The organism is Micromonospora sp. RB23 (assembly GCF_053585025.1).
The window spans coordinates 5669310-5686144 of the sequence record NZ_CM132111.1 but is presented as its reverse complement, the minus strand read 5'-3'; the positions used below and the strand labels follow the sequence as shown (position 1 = coordinate 5686144).

At 66.9% G+C, this 16835-nt stretch carries 10 protein-coding genes and 3 rRNA genes; 9 read left to right on the top strand and 4 right to left on the bottom strand.

Annotation, left to right across the window (positions count from 1 at the left end; translation table 11 throughout):
* Positions 1 to 131 precede the first annotated feature (131 nt).
* Complete coding sequence (gene clpX / locus ACTFTM_RS25785; protein WP_449563011.1) at positions 132 to 1427, top strand: ATP-dependent Clp protease ATP-binding subunit ClpX; 1296 nt, start codon at positions 132 to 134, stop codon at positions 1425 to 1427.
* A 27-nt stretch (positions 1428 to 1454) separates the two neighbouring features.
* Here clpX and ACTFTM_RS25780 read toward each other — a convergent pair whose 3' ends face one another.
* Positions 1455 to 2075: a helix-turn-helix domain-containing protein gene (locus ACTFTM_RS25780; protein ID WP_449563010.1), complete on the bottom strand. Its 621-nt coding sequence runs from the start codon at positions 2073 to 2075 to the stop codon at positions 1455 to 1457.
* A 41-nt stretch (positions 2076 to 2116) separates the two neighbouring features.
* On the opposite strand from ACTFTM_RS25780, the gene ACTFTM_RS25775 reads away from it, so the two are divergent.
* Positions 2117 to 2950 (top strand): EamA family transporter, encoded by an 834-nt coding sequence (locus tag ACTFTM_RS25775; RefSeq protein ID WP_449563009.1) that lies wholly within the window; start codon positions 2117 to 2119, stop codon positions 2948 to 2950.
* Positions 2951 to 2989: 39 nt separating this feature from the next.
* Positions 2990 to 3787: a carbon-nitrogen hydrolase family protein gene (locus ACTFTM_RS25770; protein WP_449563008.1), complete on the top strand. Its 798-nt coding sequence runs from the start codon at positions 2990 to 2992 to the stop codon at positions 3785 to 3787.
* 1 nt (position 3788) lies between these two features.
* Here ACTFTM_RS25770 and ACTFTM_RS25765 read toward each other — a convergent pair whose 3' ends face one another.
* Complete coding sequence (locus ACTFTM_RS25765; protein ID WP_425733575.1) at positions 3789 to 4013, bottom strand: hypothetical protein; 225 nt, start codon at positions 4011 to 4013, stop codon at positions 3789 to 3791.
* A 643-nt stretch (positions 4014 to 4656) separates the two neighbouring features.
* On the opposite strand from ACTFTM_RS25765, the gene ACTFTM_RS25760 reads away from it, so the two are divergent.
* From ACTFTM_RS25760 to rrf, 3 genes are all read left to right on the top strand, one after another.
* A 16S ribosomal RNA gene (locus ACTFTM_RS25760) occupies positions 4657 to 6171 on the top strand.
* Positions 6172 to 6551: 380 nt separating this feature from the next.
* Positions 6552 to 9662, top strand: a 23S ribosomal RNA gene (locus ACTFTM_RS25755).
* An 83-nt stretch (positions 9663 to 9745) separates the two neighbouring features.
* A 5S ribosomal RNA gene (rrf, locus tag ACTFTM_RS25750) occupies positions 9746 to 9862 on the top strand.
* Together the 16S, 23S and 5S rRNA genes form the textbook arrangement of a ribosomal RNA operon.
* Positions 9863 to 10015: 153 nt before the next feature.
* Here the strand turns inward: rrf and ACTFTM_RS25745 are convergent.
* On the bottom strand, positions 10016 to 10702 hold the full coding sequence (locus ACTFTM_RS25745) for a hypothetical protein (RefSeq protein WP_449563007.1): 687 nt from the start codon (positions 10700 to 10702) through the stop codon (positions 10016 to 10018).
* 69 nt (positions 10703 to 10771) lie between these two features.
* Between ACTFTM_RS25745 and ACTFTM_RS25740 the strand changes: the two genes are divergently transcribed.
* The 3 genes from ACTFTM_RS25740 to ACTFTM_RS25730 are packed head-to-tail and all read left to right on the top strand — an operon-like array spanning position 10772 to position 15221.
* Positions 10772 to 13390 (top strand): valine--tRNA ligase, encoded by a 2619-nt coding sequence (locus ACTFTM_RS25740; RefSeq protein ID WP_449563006.1) that lies wholly within the window; start codon positions 10772 to 10774, stop codon positions 13388 to 13390.
* Entirely contained in the window at positions 13387 to 14721 is a 1335-nt protein-coding gene (locus ACTFTM_RS25735; protein WP_449563005.1) for a bifunctional folylpolyglutamate synthase/dihydrofolate synthase, read from the top strand. The genes ACTFTM_RS25740 and ACTFTM_RS25735 overlap by 4 nt, the downstream gene beginning before the upstream one ends.
* Positions 14718 to 15221, top strand: a complete 504-nt coding sequence (locus ACTFTM_RS25730; protein WP_449563004.1) for a DUF4233 domain-containing protein — start codon at positions 14718 to 14720, stop codon at positions 15219 to 15221. Before ACTFTM_RS25735 ends, ACTFTM_RS25730 begins: the two co-directional genes overlap by 4 nt.
* A 30-nt stretch (positions 15222 to 15251) precedes the next feature.
* Here the strand turns inward: ACTFTM_RS25730 and ACTFTM_RS25725 are convergent, their stop codons facing one another.
* Positions 15252 to 16721 carry a VOC family protein gene (locus ACTFTM_RS25725; protein ID WP_449563003.1) on the bottom strand — a complete coding sequence of 490 codons (1470 nt, stop codon included), beginning with the start codon at positions 16719 to 16721 and terminating at the stop codon, positions 15252 to 15254.
* Between the last annotated feature and the right edge of the window lie 114 nt (positions 16722 to 16835).

The window sequence follows — 16835 nt, the reverse complement described above, 5'->3', positions numbered from 1 at the left end:
CCCCGTCAGCGGGTAACGTCGGGTCCGTACCGCTTCGCCGGTCGGGCCAGCGAAGCGAACCAAGCCGGGCGGCGCGCAGCCTCCGCAGGTCAGGGCCGGGTCTCCGGCCGACGAGTGCAGGGAGAACGTAGGTGGCACGGATCGGTGACGGCGGCGACCTACTGAAATGCTCCTTCTGCGGTAAGTCGCAGAAGCAGGTCAAGAAGCTCATCGCGGGGCCTGGGGTCTACATCTGCGACGAGTGCATCGATCTCTGCAACGAGATCATCGAAGAGGAGCTGGCCGAGTCCGGCGAGGTGAAGTGGGAAGAGCTTCCCAAGCCGATGGAGATCTGCCAGTTCCTCGACAACTACGTCGTGGGGCAGGACCAGGCCAAGAAGGCGCTCGCCGTCGCGGTCTACAACCACTACAAGCGCATCCAGGCCGAGGCGGCCAACGCGCCGGGCTCCGGCAGCGATGCCGTCGAGCTGGCGAAGTCCAACATCCTGCTGCTGGGCCCGACGGGATGCGGCAAGACCCACCTGGCGCAGACCCTCGCCCGGATGCTGAACGTCCCGTTCGCGATCGCGGACGCCACGGCGCTGACCGAGGCGGGCTACGTCGGCGAGGACGTGGAGAACATCCTCCTCAAGCTGATCCAGGCCGCCGACTACGACATCAAGCGCGCCGAGACCGGCATCATCTACATCGACGAGGTCGACAAGATCGCCCGTAAGTCGGAGAATCCGTCGATCACCCGCGACGTCTCCGGCGAGGGTGTGCAGCAGGCTCTGCTCAAGATGCTCGAGGGCACGGTCGCCAACGTCCCGCCGCAGGGCGGTCGCAAGCACCCGCACCAGGAGTTCATCCAGATCGACACCACGAACGTGCTGTTCATCTGCGGTGGAGCGTTCGCCGGTCTCGACCAGATCATCGAGTCCCGCACCGGGCAGGGTGGCACCGGCTTCGGCGCCCGACTGCGGTCGGTGTCCGAGCGGTCGACCGACGACATCTTCAGCCAGGTCATGCCGGAGGACATGCTCAAGTTCGGGCTCATCCCCGAGTTCGTCGGCCGGCTCCCCGTGATCACCAATGTGCGCAGCCTGGACCGCAGCGCCCTGGTGCGCATCCTCACCGAGCCGCGCAACGCCCTGGTCCGGCAGTACCAGCGCCTGTTCGAGCTGGACGGCGTCGAGCTGGAGTTCGACGAGGCGGCGTTGGAGGCCATCGCCGACCAGGCCATGCTGCGGGGCACCGGCGCTCGTGGCCTGCGGGCCATCATCGAGGAGGTCCTGCTCTCCGCGATGTACGAGGTGCCGAGCAACCCCGACGCCGCCCGGGTGCTGATCACCCGTGAGGTCGTCCTGGAGAACGTCAACCCGACGATTGTTCCGCGCGAGTTCACCGGGCGTCGGGCCCGGCGGGACCGCGAGGAGAAGTCGGCCTGATCGTCCCCGCGTCGCGCCGGCCGTTCGTCACTGACGCGGCCGGCGTGACCGTGTCCGGCGGTCCCACTCGCCCGACGGGGTGACCGTCACCATCATCAGCCGAGCTGGTTCGTCGGCGTCGTTGCGGTAGCCGTGCTCCCGGTCGGCGTGGAACTCGATGGTGTCCCCGGCGCGTACGGCGTGATCCTGCCCGTCCACGCGGACGACCACCGCCCCGGCGAGGACGTGCAGGACCTCGCGGGTGCCCCGGGGATGCTCGGAGGAGCGGTGGCGCTCTCCGGGTTCCAGCCGCCAGTCCCACAGCTCGACGAGGTCGGGTTCGCCGAGCCCGCTGAGCAGGTGGGCCATGCCGCCGTGCTCGCCCTGCCACAGCACGGGCGCCTCGGCCGTTGAGCTGATCCGTACGGTCCGCTCCTCGTCGGGCTCGAGCAGCCGGGCGATGTTGACGCCGAACGCGTCGGCGACCCGGCACAGCGTGCCGACGCTGGGGTTGGTGCGCGCGCTCTCGATCTGCACGAGCATCGCCTTGCTCACGCCGGACCGGCCGGCCAACTCCTCGAAGGACCAGCCCCGGGCGGCGCGCAGCTCCCGTACCTGTCGGGCCACCGCGGCCGTCACCGTGCCTACCCGGTCCGCTGCGTCGGTCATCAAACTATCCTTCACGGTCACTATTATGGTACGACAGTCGCATGTTCCCCATTCTCCTGGCAGCGGTGTCCGCAGTCGCGTTCGGCACCGCCGACTTCTTCGGCGGCAAGGCGTCCCGCCGCGCCGACCCGATCGCCGTGACCGTCATCTCCCAGCTGATGAGCGTCCCGCTGCTGGTCGCTCTGGTGCTCGTGGTGCCGGGGTCACCGACGGTCGCCGACATCGCCTGGGGACTGCTCGCGGGGACGGCGGGCGCGGGCGGCATCGTCCTGCTCTACCGGGCGCTCGCCGGCGGGATGATGGCCGTGGTGGCGCCGGTCACCGCGATCACCGCCGCCGTGGTGCCGATCGTCGCCGGCCTGTTCACCGCCACGTTCCCCGGCGCCCCGGCGCTCACCGGCGCCGGCCTCGCGGTGGTGGCGATCGCCCTGGTCAGCTTCGGCGAAGGCGGTGGTCGCCCGACGGTCCCCGGCCGACTGGTGGGGCTCGCCCTCGCGGCCGGCGCGCTCTTCGGCGTCTTCTTCACGCTGCTCGGTCAGGCCGGCGAGAGCGCGGGCATGTGGCCGGTGGCAGCGGTACGGACCAGCTCGATCGCGTTCGGCCTGCTCCTCGCCGCCGGTACGGGTGTGCGACTGCGGCTCGAACGGCGGGTGCTGGGCTGGGCAGCCGTCGCCGGAATGCTCGACAGCGCCGCCAATGGGCTCTTCCTCGCCGCCGCCGCCCGAGGGCACCTCAGCATCGTGGCGGCGATCGCCGCGCTCTACCCCGCCAGCACGGTGCTGCTGGCGCTCGCCTTCGACCGCGAACGGCTGCGGCCGGTCCAGGTCGCCGGCCTCGGGTTCGCGGCGGGGGCTCTCGTGCTGGCCAGCATCTGAGGCTGTCCACACGGGCCCGTCCGGTCGTACTCTTCTGTCATGCGCGTCGCCGTCTGCCAGCTCAACGCCCGGGACGACCGCAAGGCCAACCTGGCCGCCGCGGAGCTGCTGCTGGAACGCGCCGCCGACGGCGGCGCGGACCTGGCCATCCTTCCCGAGTACGTCGACTACCTCGGCCCGGAGGCCGGTCTGCCCGAGCCGGAGCCGGTCGACGGCGAGGTGGGCAGCTTCTTCGCCGGGGTCGCACGGCGGCTGGGCATGTGGGTGCTGGCCGGGTCGTTCCACGAAGCCGGCCCGGATCCCGCGCACACCTGGAACACCTCGCTGGTCTTCGACCGCGCGGGCAGCCTGGCCGCCAGCTACCGGAAGATCCACCTGTACGACGTGGAGATCCCCGGCCGCGTGTCCTACCGGGAGTCCGAGACGGTGGCACCCGGCGTCCAACCCGTCGTGGTGGACGTGGAGGGTCTCCGGGTCGGGCTGTCGATCTGCTACGACCTGCGGTTCCCGGAGCTGTACCGGCGGCTCGCCACCGAGGGTGGCGCCCAACTCCTGGTGGTGCCCGCGGCGTTCATGATGCACACCGGGCGGGACCACTGGGAGGTCCTGCTCCGGGCGCGGGCCATCGAGAACCAGTGCTTCGTGGCGGCGGCCGGTCAGACCGGTGACCACGAGCCGGGCCGCACCTGCTTCGGCCGCAGCATGGTGGTCGACCCGTGGGGGACGATCCTGACCCAACTGCCCGACGGGCCGGGGGTGGCCGTCGCCGACCTGGACCTCGACCGGCTCTCCGTGATCCGGGCCGAGCTGCCGAGCCTCGCCAACCGCCGGCTCTGACTCAGCCCTCCAGGAGGACGCCGATCGTCGCCAGCCCGGCGATCACCGCCGCGGTGACCAGCAGGGCCGTGGTCATCCGGGACCTGCCGCGGCGGGCCAGTCGTCCGACCGAGAAGACCAGGACCACCAGCACGACCGCGCCGATCACCAGCTGCCAGAACGGCAGGAGGATGCCGAGCAGCGCTTCCTCGGCGAACACCGCGGTTTCCAGCCCGGACTCATCCATGACTGACACTCTGGCACGCCGACGCGCCCCGCGTCGCCGACCACGGTGCGGGCCGCGCCGGTCGCCCCGACCCGAACCAGTGATGAACCCTGATTTGCCTTCTCCCGGCTGCCCGCGTAACTTTCTCTCTGCACGAGGGAGGCCGGACAAACCGGCCGAGAGCGGGCGCCAGGCTCGTGGCGGGAACGCCGAGCGAGACTGAGATCGGGCGGTGCGAAACACCTCGGAGACGGGGTTGCGAACGCGAAGCCGACCGGGTAGAGTTCTGAAGCCGGCAGGAGCCGGGCGGAGAGCCGCGCAGCGGCGATCGGCCGGTCTGCGGCTTCCCACGACAGTAACGACCGCCGGATACGGCGTGCGTCATCGTGGGTCCGGACGAACCAGATTGATCACCTCAAATACGAGGTTGACAATGAAAGTTCGACCAAGTAGGTTTGAGCGGTTGCCCCGAAACGGGGTTCCACGGAATGTGGGGCTTCTGATCGGTGTGTGGTTGTTCTTTGAGAACTCAACAGGGTGCTTGTAAAGCCAGTGCCAATTATGATTTATACCCCGGACTGGCAGCCTGCTTTTGGTGGGTTGTTGGTTGGGATTCCTTTGGCAACATTTGTTTGTTGTCAGGGTTTGCTGTTCAACTAATTTTTTGTTGGAGAGTTTGATCCTGGCTCAGGACGAACGCTGGCGGCGTGCTTAACACATGCAAGTCGAGCGGAAAGGCCCTTCGGGGTACTCGAGCGGCGAACGGGTGAGTAACACGTGAGCAACCTGCCCCAAGCTTTGGGATAACCCTCGGAAACGGGGGCTAATACCGAATATTACTGCTGGTCGCATGGCTGGTGGTGGAAAGTTTTTCGGCTTGGGATGGGCTCGCGGCCTATCAGCTTGTTGGTGGGGTGATGGCCTACCAAGGCGACGACGGGTAGCCGGCCTGAGAGGGCGACCGGCCACACTGGGACTGAGACACGGCCCAGACTCCTACGGGAGGCAGCAGTGGGGAATATTGCACAATGGGCGGAAGCCTGATGCAGCGACGCCGCGTGAGGGATGACGGCCTTCGGGTTGTAAACCTCTTTCAGCAGGGACGAAGCGAGAGTGACGGTACCTGCAGAAGAAGCACCGGCCAACTACGTGCCAGCAGCCGCGGTAAGACGTAGGGTGCGAGCGTTGTCCGGATTTATTGGGCGTAAAGAGCTCGTAGGCGGCTTGTCGCGTCGACCGTGAAAACTTGGGGCTCAACCCCAAGCCTGCGGTCGATACGGGCAGGCTAGAGTTCGGTAGGGGAGACTGGAATTCCTGGTGTAGCGGTGAAATGCGCAGATATCAGGAGGAACACCGGTGGCGAAGGCGGGTCTCTGGGCCGATACTGACGCTGAGGAGCGAAAGCGTGGGGAGCGAACAGGATTAGATACCCTGGTAGTCCACGCTGTAAACGTTGGGCGCTAGGTGTGGGGGGCCTCTCCGGTTCCCTGTGCCGCAGCTAACGCATTAAGCGCCCCGCCTGGGGAGTACGGCCGCAAGGCTAAAACTCAAAGGAATTGACGGGGGCCCGCACAAGCGGCGGAGCATGCGGATTAATTCGATGCAACGCGAAGAACCTTACCTGGGTTTGACATGGCCGCAAAACCTCCAGAGATGGGGGGTCCTTCGGGGGCGGTCACAGGTGGTGCATGGCTGTCGTCAGCTCGTGTCGTGAGATGTTGGGTTAAGTCCCGCAACGAGCGCAACCCTCGTTCGATGTTGCCAGCGCGTTATGGCGGGGACTCATCGAAGACTGCCGGGGTCAACTCGGAGGAAGGTGGGGATGACGTCAAGTCATCATGCCCCTTATGTCCAGGGCTTCACGCATGCTACAATGGCCGGTACAATGGGCTGCGATACCGTGAGGTGGAGCGAATCCCAAAAAGCCGGTCTCAGTTCGGATCGGGGTCTGCAACTCGACCCCGTGAAGTCGGAGTCGCTAGTAATCGCAGATCAGCAACGCTGCGGTGAATACGTTCCCGGGCCTTGTACACACCGCCCGTCACGTCACGAAAGTCGGCAACACCCGAAGCCGGTGGCCCAACCCTTGTGGAGGGAGCCGTCGAAGGTGGGGCTGGCGATTGGGACGAAGTCGTAACAAGGTAGCCGTACCGGAAGGTGCGGCTGGATCACCTCCTTTCTAAGGAGCACCTTCCACCGAAAGGTGGTAAGGAGCCCGCGGTCCGCGAATGTCGGGTCGGGGTGCTCAGATGGCGGAGACACTGGCAAGTTTGTCCTTGGCAACGGCTGGGATCACCTAGTACAGCCACCCTCACCGGTGGTGGGAACGGATGGGTTCTGGTGCGGCTGAGGAGGGATGTAAGCACCCTGTTGGGTCCTGAAAGAACAACCGATGGTTGTCTTTCAGAGACTGGTCCAGCCCTGTGGGGTTGGGAGTCTGCCAGGCATGGCCTGGCCTCGCATACCGTTGGTCCGAGAGGGCTGGGTTTGGTGTGGGGCGTATCGGGTTGTGGGTTGGTTGTTTGTTGAGAATTGCACAGTGGACGCGAGCATCTTTGTGGTCAAGTTGTCAAGGGCGAACGGTGAATGCCTTGGCACCAGGAGCCGATGAAGGACGTGGGAGGCCGCGATAGGCCTGGGGGAGCTGTCAACCAAGCTGTGATCCCAGGGTGTCCGAATGGGGAAACCTGGCACCAGTCATGTGGTGTCACCCACACCTGAACACATAGGGTGTGTGGAGGGAACGCGGGGAAGTGAAACATCTCAGTACCCGTAGGAAGAGAAAACAAATAGTGATTCCGTGAGTAGTGGCGAGCGAAAGCGGATTGAGGCTAAACCGGCTGCGTGTGATACCTGTCAGGGGTTGCGTGGTCGGGGTTGTGGGACCCTGCTCAACAGGCTGACATCTGTTGGAGAAGTTACAAAGTCAGTGGCTAGTCGAACAGTCTGGAATGGCTGACCGTAGACGGTGAGAGTCCGGTAGGTGAAAGTTGCTGACCTTCTGTGGGTGTTCCCGAGTAGCGGCGGACCCCTGAAATCTGCCGTGAATCTGCCAGGACCACCTGGTAAGCCTAAATACTTCCTGGTGACCGATAGCGGACGAGTACCGTGAGGGAATGGTGAAAAGTACCCCGGGAGGGGAGTGAAATAGTACCTGAAACCGTTCGCCTACAATCCGTCGGAGCCTTGCGGGGTGACGGCGTGCCTTTTGAAGAATGAGCCTGCGAGTTAGTGGCATGTGGCGAGGTTAACCCGTGTGGGGGAGCCGTAGCGAAAGCGAGTCTGAATAGGGCGCCTTTAGTCGCATGCTCTAGACCCGAAGCGGAGTGATCTAGCCATGGGCAGGCTGAAGCGCGGGTAAGACCGCGTGGAGGGCCGAACCCACCAACGTTGAAAAGTTGGGGGATGACCTGTGGTTAGGGGTGAAAGGCCAATCAAACTCCGTGATAGCTGGTTCTCCCCGAAATGCATTTAGGTGCAGCGTCGCGTGTTTCTTGCCGGAGGTAGAGCACTGGATGGTCTAGGGGGCCCACAAGCTTACCGAAATCAGCCAAACTCCGAATGCCGGTAAGTGAGAGCGCGGCAGTGAGACTGCGGGGGATAAGCTTCGTAGTCGAGAGGGAAACAGCCCAGATCACCAGCTAAGGCCCCTAAGCGTGTGCTAAGTGGAAAAGGATGTGGGGTCGCATAGACAACCAGGAGGTTGGCTTAGAAGCAGCCACCCTTTAAAGAGTGCGTAATAGCTCACTGGTCAAGTGGTTCCGCGCCGACAATGTAGCGGGGCTCAAGCACACCGCCGAAGCTGTGGCATTCACATTTTAACCACGCAACGCCTTGATGTGTTGTGCAGGTGTGTGGATGGGTAGGGGAGCGTCGTGCCGGGGGTGAAGCAGCGGGGTGACCCAGTTGTGGACGCGGCACGAGTGAGAATGCAGGCATGAGTAGCGAAAGAAGGGTGAGAAACCCTTCCGCCGGATGACCAAGGGTTCCAGGGCCAGGCTAATCCGCCCTGGGTGAGTCGGGACCTAAGGCGAGGCCGAGAGGCGTAGTCGATGGACAACGGGTTGATATTCCCGTACCCGCGAAAGAGCGTCCCTGATGAACCTCGTTGTGCTAACCACCCAATCCATCCTATGTCTTCGGACTGCGGGTGGGGAGCGTGGGAACCTGGCGGGTAGTAGTCAAGCGATGGGGTGACGCAGGAAGGTAGCTGAGCCCGGCCGGTGGTTGTGCCGGGGTAAGCGTGTAGGCCGTGCCATAGGCAAATCCGTGGCGCATGAAGGCTGAGACGTGATGCCGAGCCGATTCAGGTGAAGTCAGTGATCCTATGCTGCCGAGAAAAGCCTCTAGCGAGTTCTTAGCGGCCCGTACCCCAAACCGACACAGGTGGTCAGGTAGAGAATACCGAGGCGATCGGGCGAACTGTGGTTAAGGAACTCGGCAAATTGCCCCCGTAACTTAGGGAGAAGGGGGGCCGGAGACGTGAAGCCCCGCGCGGGTGGAGCGTTGTATGGCCGCAGAGAGCAGGGGGAAGCGACTGTTTACTAAAAACACAGGTCCATGCGAAGAAGTAATTCGATGTATATGGACTGACGCCTGCCCGGTGCTGGAACGTTAAGGGGACCTGTTAGCTCTTTCGGGGGCGAAGCGGAGAACTTAAGCGCCAGTAAACGGCGGTGGTAACTATAACCATCCTAAGGTAGCGAAATTCCTTGTCGGGTAAGTTCCGACCTGCACGAATGGCGTAACGACTTCCCCACTGTCTCAACCACAGGCCCGGCGAAATTGCAGTACGAGTAAAGATGCTCGTTACGCGCGGCAGGACGGAAAGACCCCGGGACCTTTACTATAGCTTGACATTGGTACTTGAGTTAGCTTGTGTAGGATAGGTGGGAGCCGGTGAAGTCCATACGCCAGTATGGGTGGAGGCAATCTTGAAATACCACTCTGGTTGATTTGGGTATCTAACTTCGGACCGTTATCCGGTTCAGGGACAGTGTCTGGTGGGTAGTTTAACTGGGGCGGTTGCCTCCTAAAGGGTAACGGAGGCGCCCAAAGGTTCCCTCAGCCTGGTTGGCAATCAGGTGTTGAGTGCAAGTACACAAGGGAGCTTGACTGTGAGACTGACAGGTCGAGCAGGGACGAAAGTCGGGACTAGTGATCCGGCACTTGCGAGTGGAAGCGGTGTCGCTCAACGGATAAAAGGTACCCCGGGGATAACAGGCTGATCTTCCCCAAGAGTCCATATCGACGGGATGGTTTGGCACCTCGATGTCGGCTCGTCGCATCCTGGGGCTGTAGCAGGTCCCAAGGGTTGGGCTGTTCGCCCATTAAAGCGGTACGCGAGCTGGGTTTAGAACGTCGTGAGACAGTTCGGTCCCTATCCGCCGTGCGCGTAGGATACTTGAGAAGGGCTGTCCCTAGTACGAGAGGACCGGGACGGACGAACCTCTGGTGTGCCAGTTGTCCCGCCAGGGGCACGGCTGGTTAGCTACGTTCGGAAGGGATAACCGCTGAAAGCATCTAAGCGGGAAGCCTGCTTCAAGATGAGGTATCCCACCCACTTTGTGGGGTAAGGCCCCCAGCTAGACGACTGGGTTGATAGGCCGGAAATGTAAGCCCGGTAACGGGTTCAGTTGACCGGTACTAATAGGCCGAGGACTTGACTACTAAGCTGCTACGCGTCCACTGTGCAACTCTGAACAAACACCACCCGTGAACGTGCCGGGGTTTGGTTGATATGTTCATAGAGTTACGGCGGTCATGGCGGAGGGGAAACGCCCGGTTACATTCCGAACCCGGAAGCTAAGCCCTCCAGCGCCGATGGTACTGCACTCGTGAGGGTGTGGGAGAGTAGGACACCGCCGGACAATCTTTCAGTTAGGGCCACCCCTGTCAGGGGTGGCCCTAACTGCATTCCCCCCTACCCCCACCCCCTCAGCCCTGGTTGATCATGAGGTTGGCGGCGTCGGTGACGGCGTGTCGTGACGCTAACTTCATGATCAACGCCGGCTTGGGAGGCGTTAGTTGCGGGTTTGCATTTCGGCTCGGAGGTCGCGGAGCAGGGCGCCGGCATCGGTCACCGACCTGCCGGGGAACATCGCCATCACGACGCTGCCGTGGTCGGCCCAGCCGCACACCGCGAAGTCGCCGCCCTCACCGCTCGTGTTGCCGCACTTCAGGACGCCGCCCAGCTTGCCGGCGTCCATCTCGCGCAGGCCCGTCACCGCGCCGGTCTCGTCGGACATCAGCCCGAAGAGGCTGTCCAGGTCGCGCTCCGGCTGCCAGAGCAGGGTCGTGCCGCCGAAGACCAGGACCGAACGCTTGTCGTCCGCGGGGTCGCGGTAGACGGTGCCGAAACTGCGGTCCAGGTCGATGTCGGCGGCCAAGCCGCTGCGGAGGTAGTCCGCCGTGCTCTTGGCACGCTCGCTGTCGTCCCGCGTCAACCCCGCCACCTGTTCGGGCGAGGTCAGCCGGGTGTCCTTCTGCTGCGCCACACGCCACCCGGCGACCCCCAGCACACCCGCGCCCGCGAGACCGACGACCAGGGCGACCGTCCAGCCGATCCTGCGGCGGCGGGACCAGCCACCGGACCGCCCGTCGGGGTCGCCGCCGGCGTCCCGGGTGCTCAGCTGGATCGGCTCCTCGGTCAGTTCGACCGGCTCACGGCCGTGGTCGAGCGACCGCTCGGTGAGATGTGCGTCGGACATAGCCGACACCGTACGCGAACGACAGGTGGCGCACGTCAGGTCCGCAGAAGCCCTTCGTAGACTTGTCGGGTGACCGAGAGACTGGATGCCCGACGCCCCGACGCCCCGACCCTTGCCGGCCAGTACCAGCCCGGCGAGGTAGAGCAGCGACGGTACGAGCAGTGGGTAGCCGCTGGGCACTTCCGGGCCTCCGCCGACAGCGACAAGCCCCCCTTCACCATCGTCATCCCGCCGCCGAACGTCACCGGCTCACTGCACATGGGCCACGCGTTCGAGCACACGCTCATGGACGCCCTGACCCGGCGCAAGCGGATGCAGGGCTTCGAGGCGCTGTGGCTCCCCGGCATGGACCACGCCGGCATCGCCACCCAGAACCTGGTCGAACGTCAGCTCGCCGCCGAGGGTCTGTCCCGGCACGACCTCGGTCGGGAGAAGTTCGTCGAGCGGGTCTGGCAGTGGAAGGCCGAGTCCGGCGGCAAGATCCTCGGCCAGATGCGCCGCCTCGGCGACTCCGTCGACTGGGACCGGGAGCGCTTCACGATGGACGCCGGCCTGAGCCGCGCGGTCCAGACGATCTTCAAGAAGCTCTTCGACGACGGCCTCATCTACCGGGCCAACCGGATCATCAACTGGTGTCCGCGCTGCCTGACCGCTCTGTCCGACATCGAGGTCGAGCACACCGACGACGACGGTGAGCTGATCTCCATCCGCTACAGCGACGAGGTCGTGGTCGCCACCACCCGGGCCGAGACGATGCTCGGCGACACGGCTGTGGCGGTGCACCCCGACGACGAGCGCTACCAGCACCTGATCGGCACCGAGGTCGAGCTGCCGCTCACCGGCCGACGGATCCCGATCGTCGCCGACGCGCACGTCGACCCGTCCTTCGGCACCGGCATGGTCAAGGTGACGCCCGCCCACGACCCGAACGACTTCGAGATCGGTCAGCGGCACGACCTGCCCTCGCTGACCGTCATGGACGAGCGCGGCGTCATCACCGTTCCCGGCCCGTTCGAGGGGCTGGACCGGTTCGAGGCGCGGCCGGCGATCGTGGCCGCACTGCGCGAACAGGGCCGGATCGTCGCCGAGAAGCGCCCGTACGTGCACGCCGTCGGCCACTGTTCGCGCTGCAAGACGACCGTCGAGCCGCGGCTGTCGCTGCAGTGGTTCGTCAACACCGCCCCGCTCGCGCAGGCCGCCGGTGACGCGGTGCGCGACGGTCGGGTCCGCATCGAGCCGGCCGAGCTGGCGAAGCGCTACTTCGCCTGGGTCGACAACATGCACGACTGGTGCATCTCCCGCCAGCTCTGGTGGGGGCACCGCATCCCGGTCTGGTACGGCCCGGCCGGCGAGATCGTGTGCGTGGGCCCCGACGAGACGCCGCCGACCGGCGAGGGCTGGCACCAGGACGAGGACGTCCTCGACACCTGGTTCTCCAGCGGCCTGTGGCCGTTCTCCACCCTGGGTTGGCCGGAGGAGACTCCGGACCTGGCGAAGTTCTATCCGACCAGCGTGCTGGTCACCGGGTACGACATCCTGTTCTTCTGGGTCGCCCGGATGATGATGTTCGGCCTCTACGCGATGGACGGCCGGCCACCCTTCGACGTGGTCGCGTTGCACGGCATGGTGCGCGACCAGTTCGGCAAGAAGATGTCGAAGTCGTTCGGCAACGTGGTGGACCCGCTGGACTGGATCGACAGGTACGGCGCCGACGCCACCCGGTTCACCCTGGCCCGGGGCGCGAACCCCGGCCAGGACGTGCCGGTCAGCGAGGAGTGGTGCCAGGGCTCGCGCAACTTCTGCAACAAGCTCTGGAACGCCACCCGCTTCGCGCTGATGAACGGCGCGCACACGACCGGCGACCTGCCGCCCGTCGAGCAGCTCTCCACCGTCGACCGGTGGATCCTGTCCCGGCTGGCCCACGTCACCGCCGAGGTCGACGAGCAGTTCGAGGCGTACGAGTTTGCCAAGGTGTGCGACCTGCTCTACCACTTCGCCTGGGACGACGTCTGCGACTGGTACGTCGAGCTGAGCAAGCCGGTGCTCACCGAGGGCGGTGAGCGGGCCGAGGTCACCCGGCGCGTGCTCGGGCACGTCCTGGACCAGTTGCTGCGGCTGTTGCACCCGGTCATCCCGTTCGTCACCGAGGAGTTGTGGCTCGCGCTGAGCGGTGGCGAGACGGTGCAGGCCGTCGCCTGGCCGGTCGCCGACCGGTCGCTTGTCGACGACGCCGCCGAGGCCGAGTTGGCGGCCGTGCAGCGGGTCGTCACCGAGATCCGCCGGTTCCGTTCCGACCAGGGGCTGCGCCCGACGCAGCGGGTCGCGGCCCGCCTGGACGGGCTGGCCGGGGCCGGCATCGCGGCCCACGAGCCGCTGATCCGGTCGCTGGTCCGCCTCGACCCCGCGGGTGACGACTTCCAGGCCAGCGCGACGTTGGCCATGCCCGGCGCGGTCGGTGTCGCGTTGGACACCCGGGGGTCGATCGACGTGGCCGCCGAGCGGGCCCGGCTGACCAAGGACCGCGCGGCAGCCGAGAAGGAGGTCGCGCAGGCCCGGGCGAAGCTCGACAACCCGGCCTTCGTCGGCAAGGCCCCCGAGCCGGTGGTCGCGAAGATCCGCGACCGGCTCGCCACCGCCGAGGCCGACCTGGTCCGGATCGACGCCGCTCTGGAGACGCTTACCTCGTGACCGACCGTACCGATTTCGCCGCCGCCGAAGCCGAGCTGAACGCCCGCGGCTTCACCCGCATGGTCTTCGAGCTGGACCGCATCGAGTCGCTGCTCGACCTGCTCGGGAGTCCGCAGCGGGCGTACCCGTCGATCCACCTGACCGGCACCAACGGCAAGACGTCCACCGCACGGATGATCGACTCGCTGCTGCGGGCGTTCGGGCTGCACACCGGCAGGTACACGAGTCCGCACCTGGAGACCGTCCGGGAGCGGATCAGCCTGGACGGCGAACCGGTGAGCGAGGAACGGTTCGCCGCGGTGTACGGGGAGATCAAGCCGCTGGCGGAGCTGGTGGACGCGCGCTCGGCCGAGCCGCTGACGTACTTCGACATGACGACCGCGTTGGCGTTCGCCACGTTCGCCGACGCGCCCGTCGACATCGCCGTGGTCGAGGTGGGGCTCGGCGGCGCCGAGGACGCCACGAACGTCATCCAGGCCGGAGTCTGCGTGATCACCCCGATCGGCCTCGACCACACCGAGTGGCTCGGCGACACGCTCCAGGACATCGCGCTGGCCAAGGCCGGCATCATCCACCCCGGCGCCACCGTGATCTCCGCGGCGCAGGAGGAGGAGGCCGCGCGTCCCCTCCTCGAACGCTGCTCCGAGGTGGGTGCCACCATCGCCCGTGAGGGTGCCGAGTTCGGCGTCCTGAGCCGAGCGGTCGCCGTCGGCGGCCAGGTGCTCAAGCTGCAAGGTCTCGGTGGCGTCTACGACGACGTGTTCATCCCACTGCACGGCGCGCACCAGGCACAGAACGCGGCGGTGGCGCTCGCCGCCGTGGAGGCGTTCCTCGGGGCGGGGGCCCGCCGACAGCTCGACGTCGAAGCCGTCCGGGAGGGGTTCGCCACGGCCAGCTCCCCGGGTCGGCTGGAGCGGGTCCGCAGTGCCCCGACCGTTCTGCTGGACGGCGCGCACAACCCGCACGGCATGGCCGCGACCGTGACCGCTCTTCAGGAGGAGTTCGCGTTCAGCAAGCTGGTGGCGCTGGTCGGCGTCCTCGCCGACAAGGACGCGAGCAGCCTGTTGGAGCTGCTGGAGCCGGTGGCCGACGTCGTGGTGGTCACCCGCAACAGCTCGCCACGGGCGATGCCGACGAAGGAACTCGCCGCGCTCGCCGTCGAGATTTTCGGGGAGGAGCGCGTCGAGGTAGCCGAGGAGGTGCCGGACGCGATCGAGCTGGCGGTCGCGCTGGCCGAGGAGGACGTCCCCGGTGAGCTCAGCGGCGTCGGCGTCCTGGTCACGGGTTCGGTGGTCACCGTGGCCGACGCCCGCCGGCTCCTGAAGCGATGACCGGCCCCGAGCGCGACCCCCGCGCCACCGACGACCCGACCAGCCCGTCGCGCGGCGAGGCGGGCCCGTCGCGCGGTGAGGCATCCTCGGCTGGCGAGGCGGGTACGCCCGGTCAGGGCGCGCCCGGATCGCCCGTGGGGGAGTCGGAGGCCGGGCAGGTACGGCGCTCCGGGCTGCGTAACCCGCAGGGCGCCGTCCGGGGCCTCGGTGCCGGCACGCTCGGCCTGGAGGCGCTGGTGCTGCTGCTGGCCATCCAGCCGATCCGGGTTGTCGGCGGTGACCTCGGCGGTGCCGCGATCGCCGTGGTGGTGGCCCTGGCGGTGGCCGCCATCCTGCTCGCCGGGATGATGCGCCGCCCCTGGGCGTGGCACGCCGGCACCGTGCTGCAGGGCCTGCTGATCCTGGCCGGGCTGCTGCACTGGTCGCTGCTGGTGCTGGGCGTCATCTTCGCGCTGGTCTGGGCGTACGCGCTGCACGTCCGCCGGGTCATCCTCGGCTGACGCCCGAGGAGGCCCAGCGGCCGGCTCGGGTCAGGCGTCGGCGCGTTCGCGCCACTGGGTCAGCGCGATGCCGTGGCCGTCCGGGTCCCGGAAGGCCGCCGCCCACACCTCCAGCCGGCTGCCCCGGTTCACCACGCGGGGGGCGTACGTGAAGCGGACACCGGAGTCGCGCAGTCGCCCGTACGCCGCCTCGATGTCGTCGACCTCGAGATTGACGTGGACGAGCCGGCGACTGATCGGCGCCGCCCCGGTCACCTCGCGCAGCACCAGTCGGGTCGTGCCGAAGGCGAGCACCGCGTTGCCGGTGCCCTGGTCGACCTCGGTGAAGCCGAGCATGTCGCGGTAGAAGCCGAGCGACCGGGACAGGTCGGTGACCAGCAGAGTCAGGCCGACGCCACTGATCGGGCCGGCCGGATCCGCTGCCGACGCTCCGTCGTACCCGAAGATCGCCTCGTCCAGGGCCTCGGCGGTGACGGTCTCGCGGGCCGCTCCCGCCGGGGTCGGATCGTCGAGCGGCAGGTCCAGCGGGTCCAGCGGGTCCGCGACGGCCGGGCCCGTCCGCTGCGCCGGAGGAACGTCGGTCGAGCGGTCCGCGCCGGGCGCGGACGCGGCCCGCGCCGTCGCGTCCACCGGGCCGTCGTCGGGCCCGGCGGCGCGGTCGCCGTCCGGGTCGGCAAGGTCGGCAGGGTCGACGTCGGGCTGGTCGAAGTGCTCCTCGGCCGGAGGCCGGGGCGCGGGAGTGGCCCGCCGGGGCAGTCCCGCACCGGGCTGTTGCTCCACGACCACGCCTTCGAGGACCACCGGGCCGCCCGGGGTCTGGCTCACCACCACCGGCTCGCGATCCTCCGCGACGACCGACCGGTCATCGCGCAGGGGATCGGGGCCGCGCGGGTCGCGGAACGGATCCGGGCCGCGCGGGTCGCCGAACGGGTCGCCGCCGCGCGCATCCCGGAAGTCGTCGTCGGGCGCGCGGTCCGCCCACGGCGGAGCGTCCTGCTCGATCAGCACCTCGTCGACGGGATCGATGTCACCGAACTCGGGCGGGAGGTCCGCGACCGCCGCGGCGGTCTCGGCGTGGGTGGGCACCTCGTCCCAGAGAACTTTGACGTGCCGCTGGTCGTCCAGCGCGACCCGGATCGGCAGGGTCTGGCCCAACGACGGCCACTTGGAGACCGGCACCCGCGGCTCGATGATCTTCTTGGATCGGGGCGGCAGGCCGGGCGCGTCGATGACCAGTTGCAGCTCGCACCGGCCGAACGCGTACTGGGTGGGTGGTTCGGAGGCGCTGTGCACGTGCGCCACGCCGACCACCCAGGTGCGTCCGCCGCCCTTCACGGTGGCCAACGCGATCGCCAGCACCAGCAGGGCGACACCGAGCGCGACGATGGCCCAGCTGGTCATGCCCAGCCCGAAGAGGACGACGAAGGTGGCCACGGTGCCGAGCACCGTGCCGATCAGCTTGCGTACCGGCGCGATGGGCCGGCTCCCGCCATTCGCCACAGTGGACCTCCCGGGGGTCAGGGCCAGGCTAGGCCGGATCGGCCACCGGAGGAAAGACCGGCCGCCGCGCCGGCGCCGGGACCGGGTCGCTAGGCTGACCGTACCGAGCCCAAG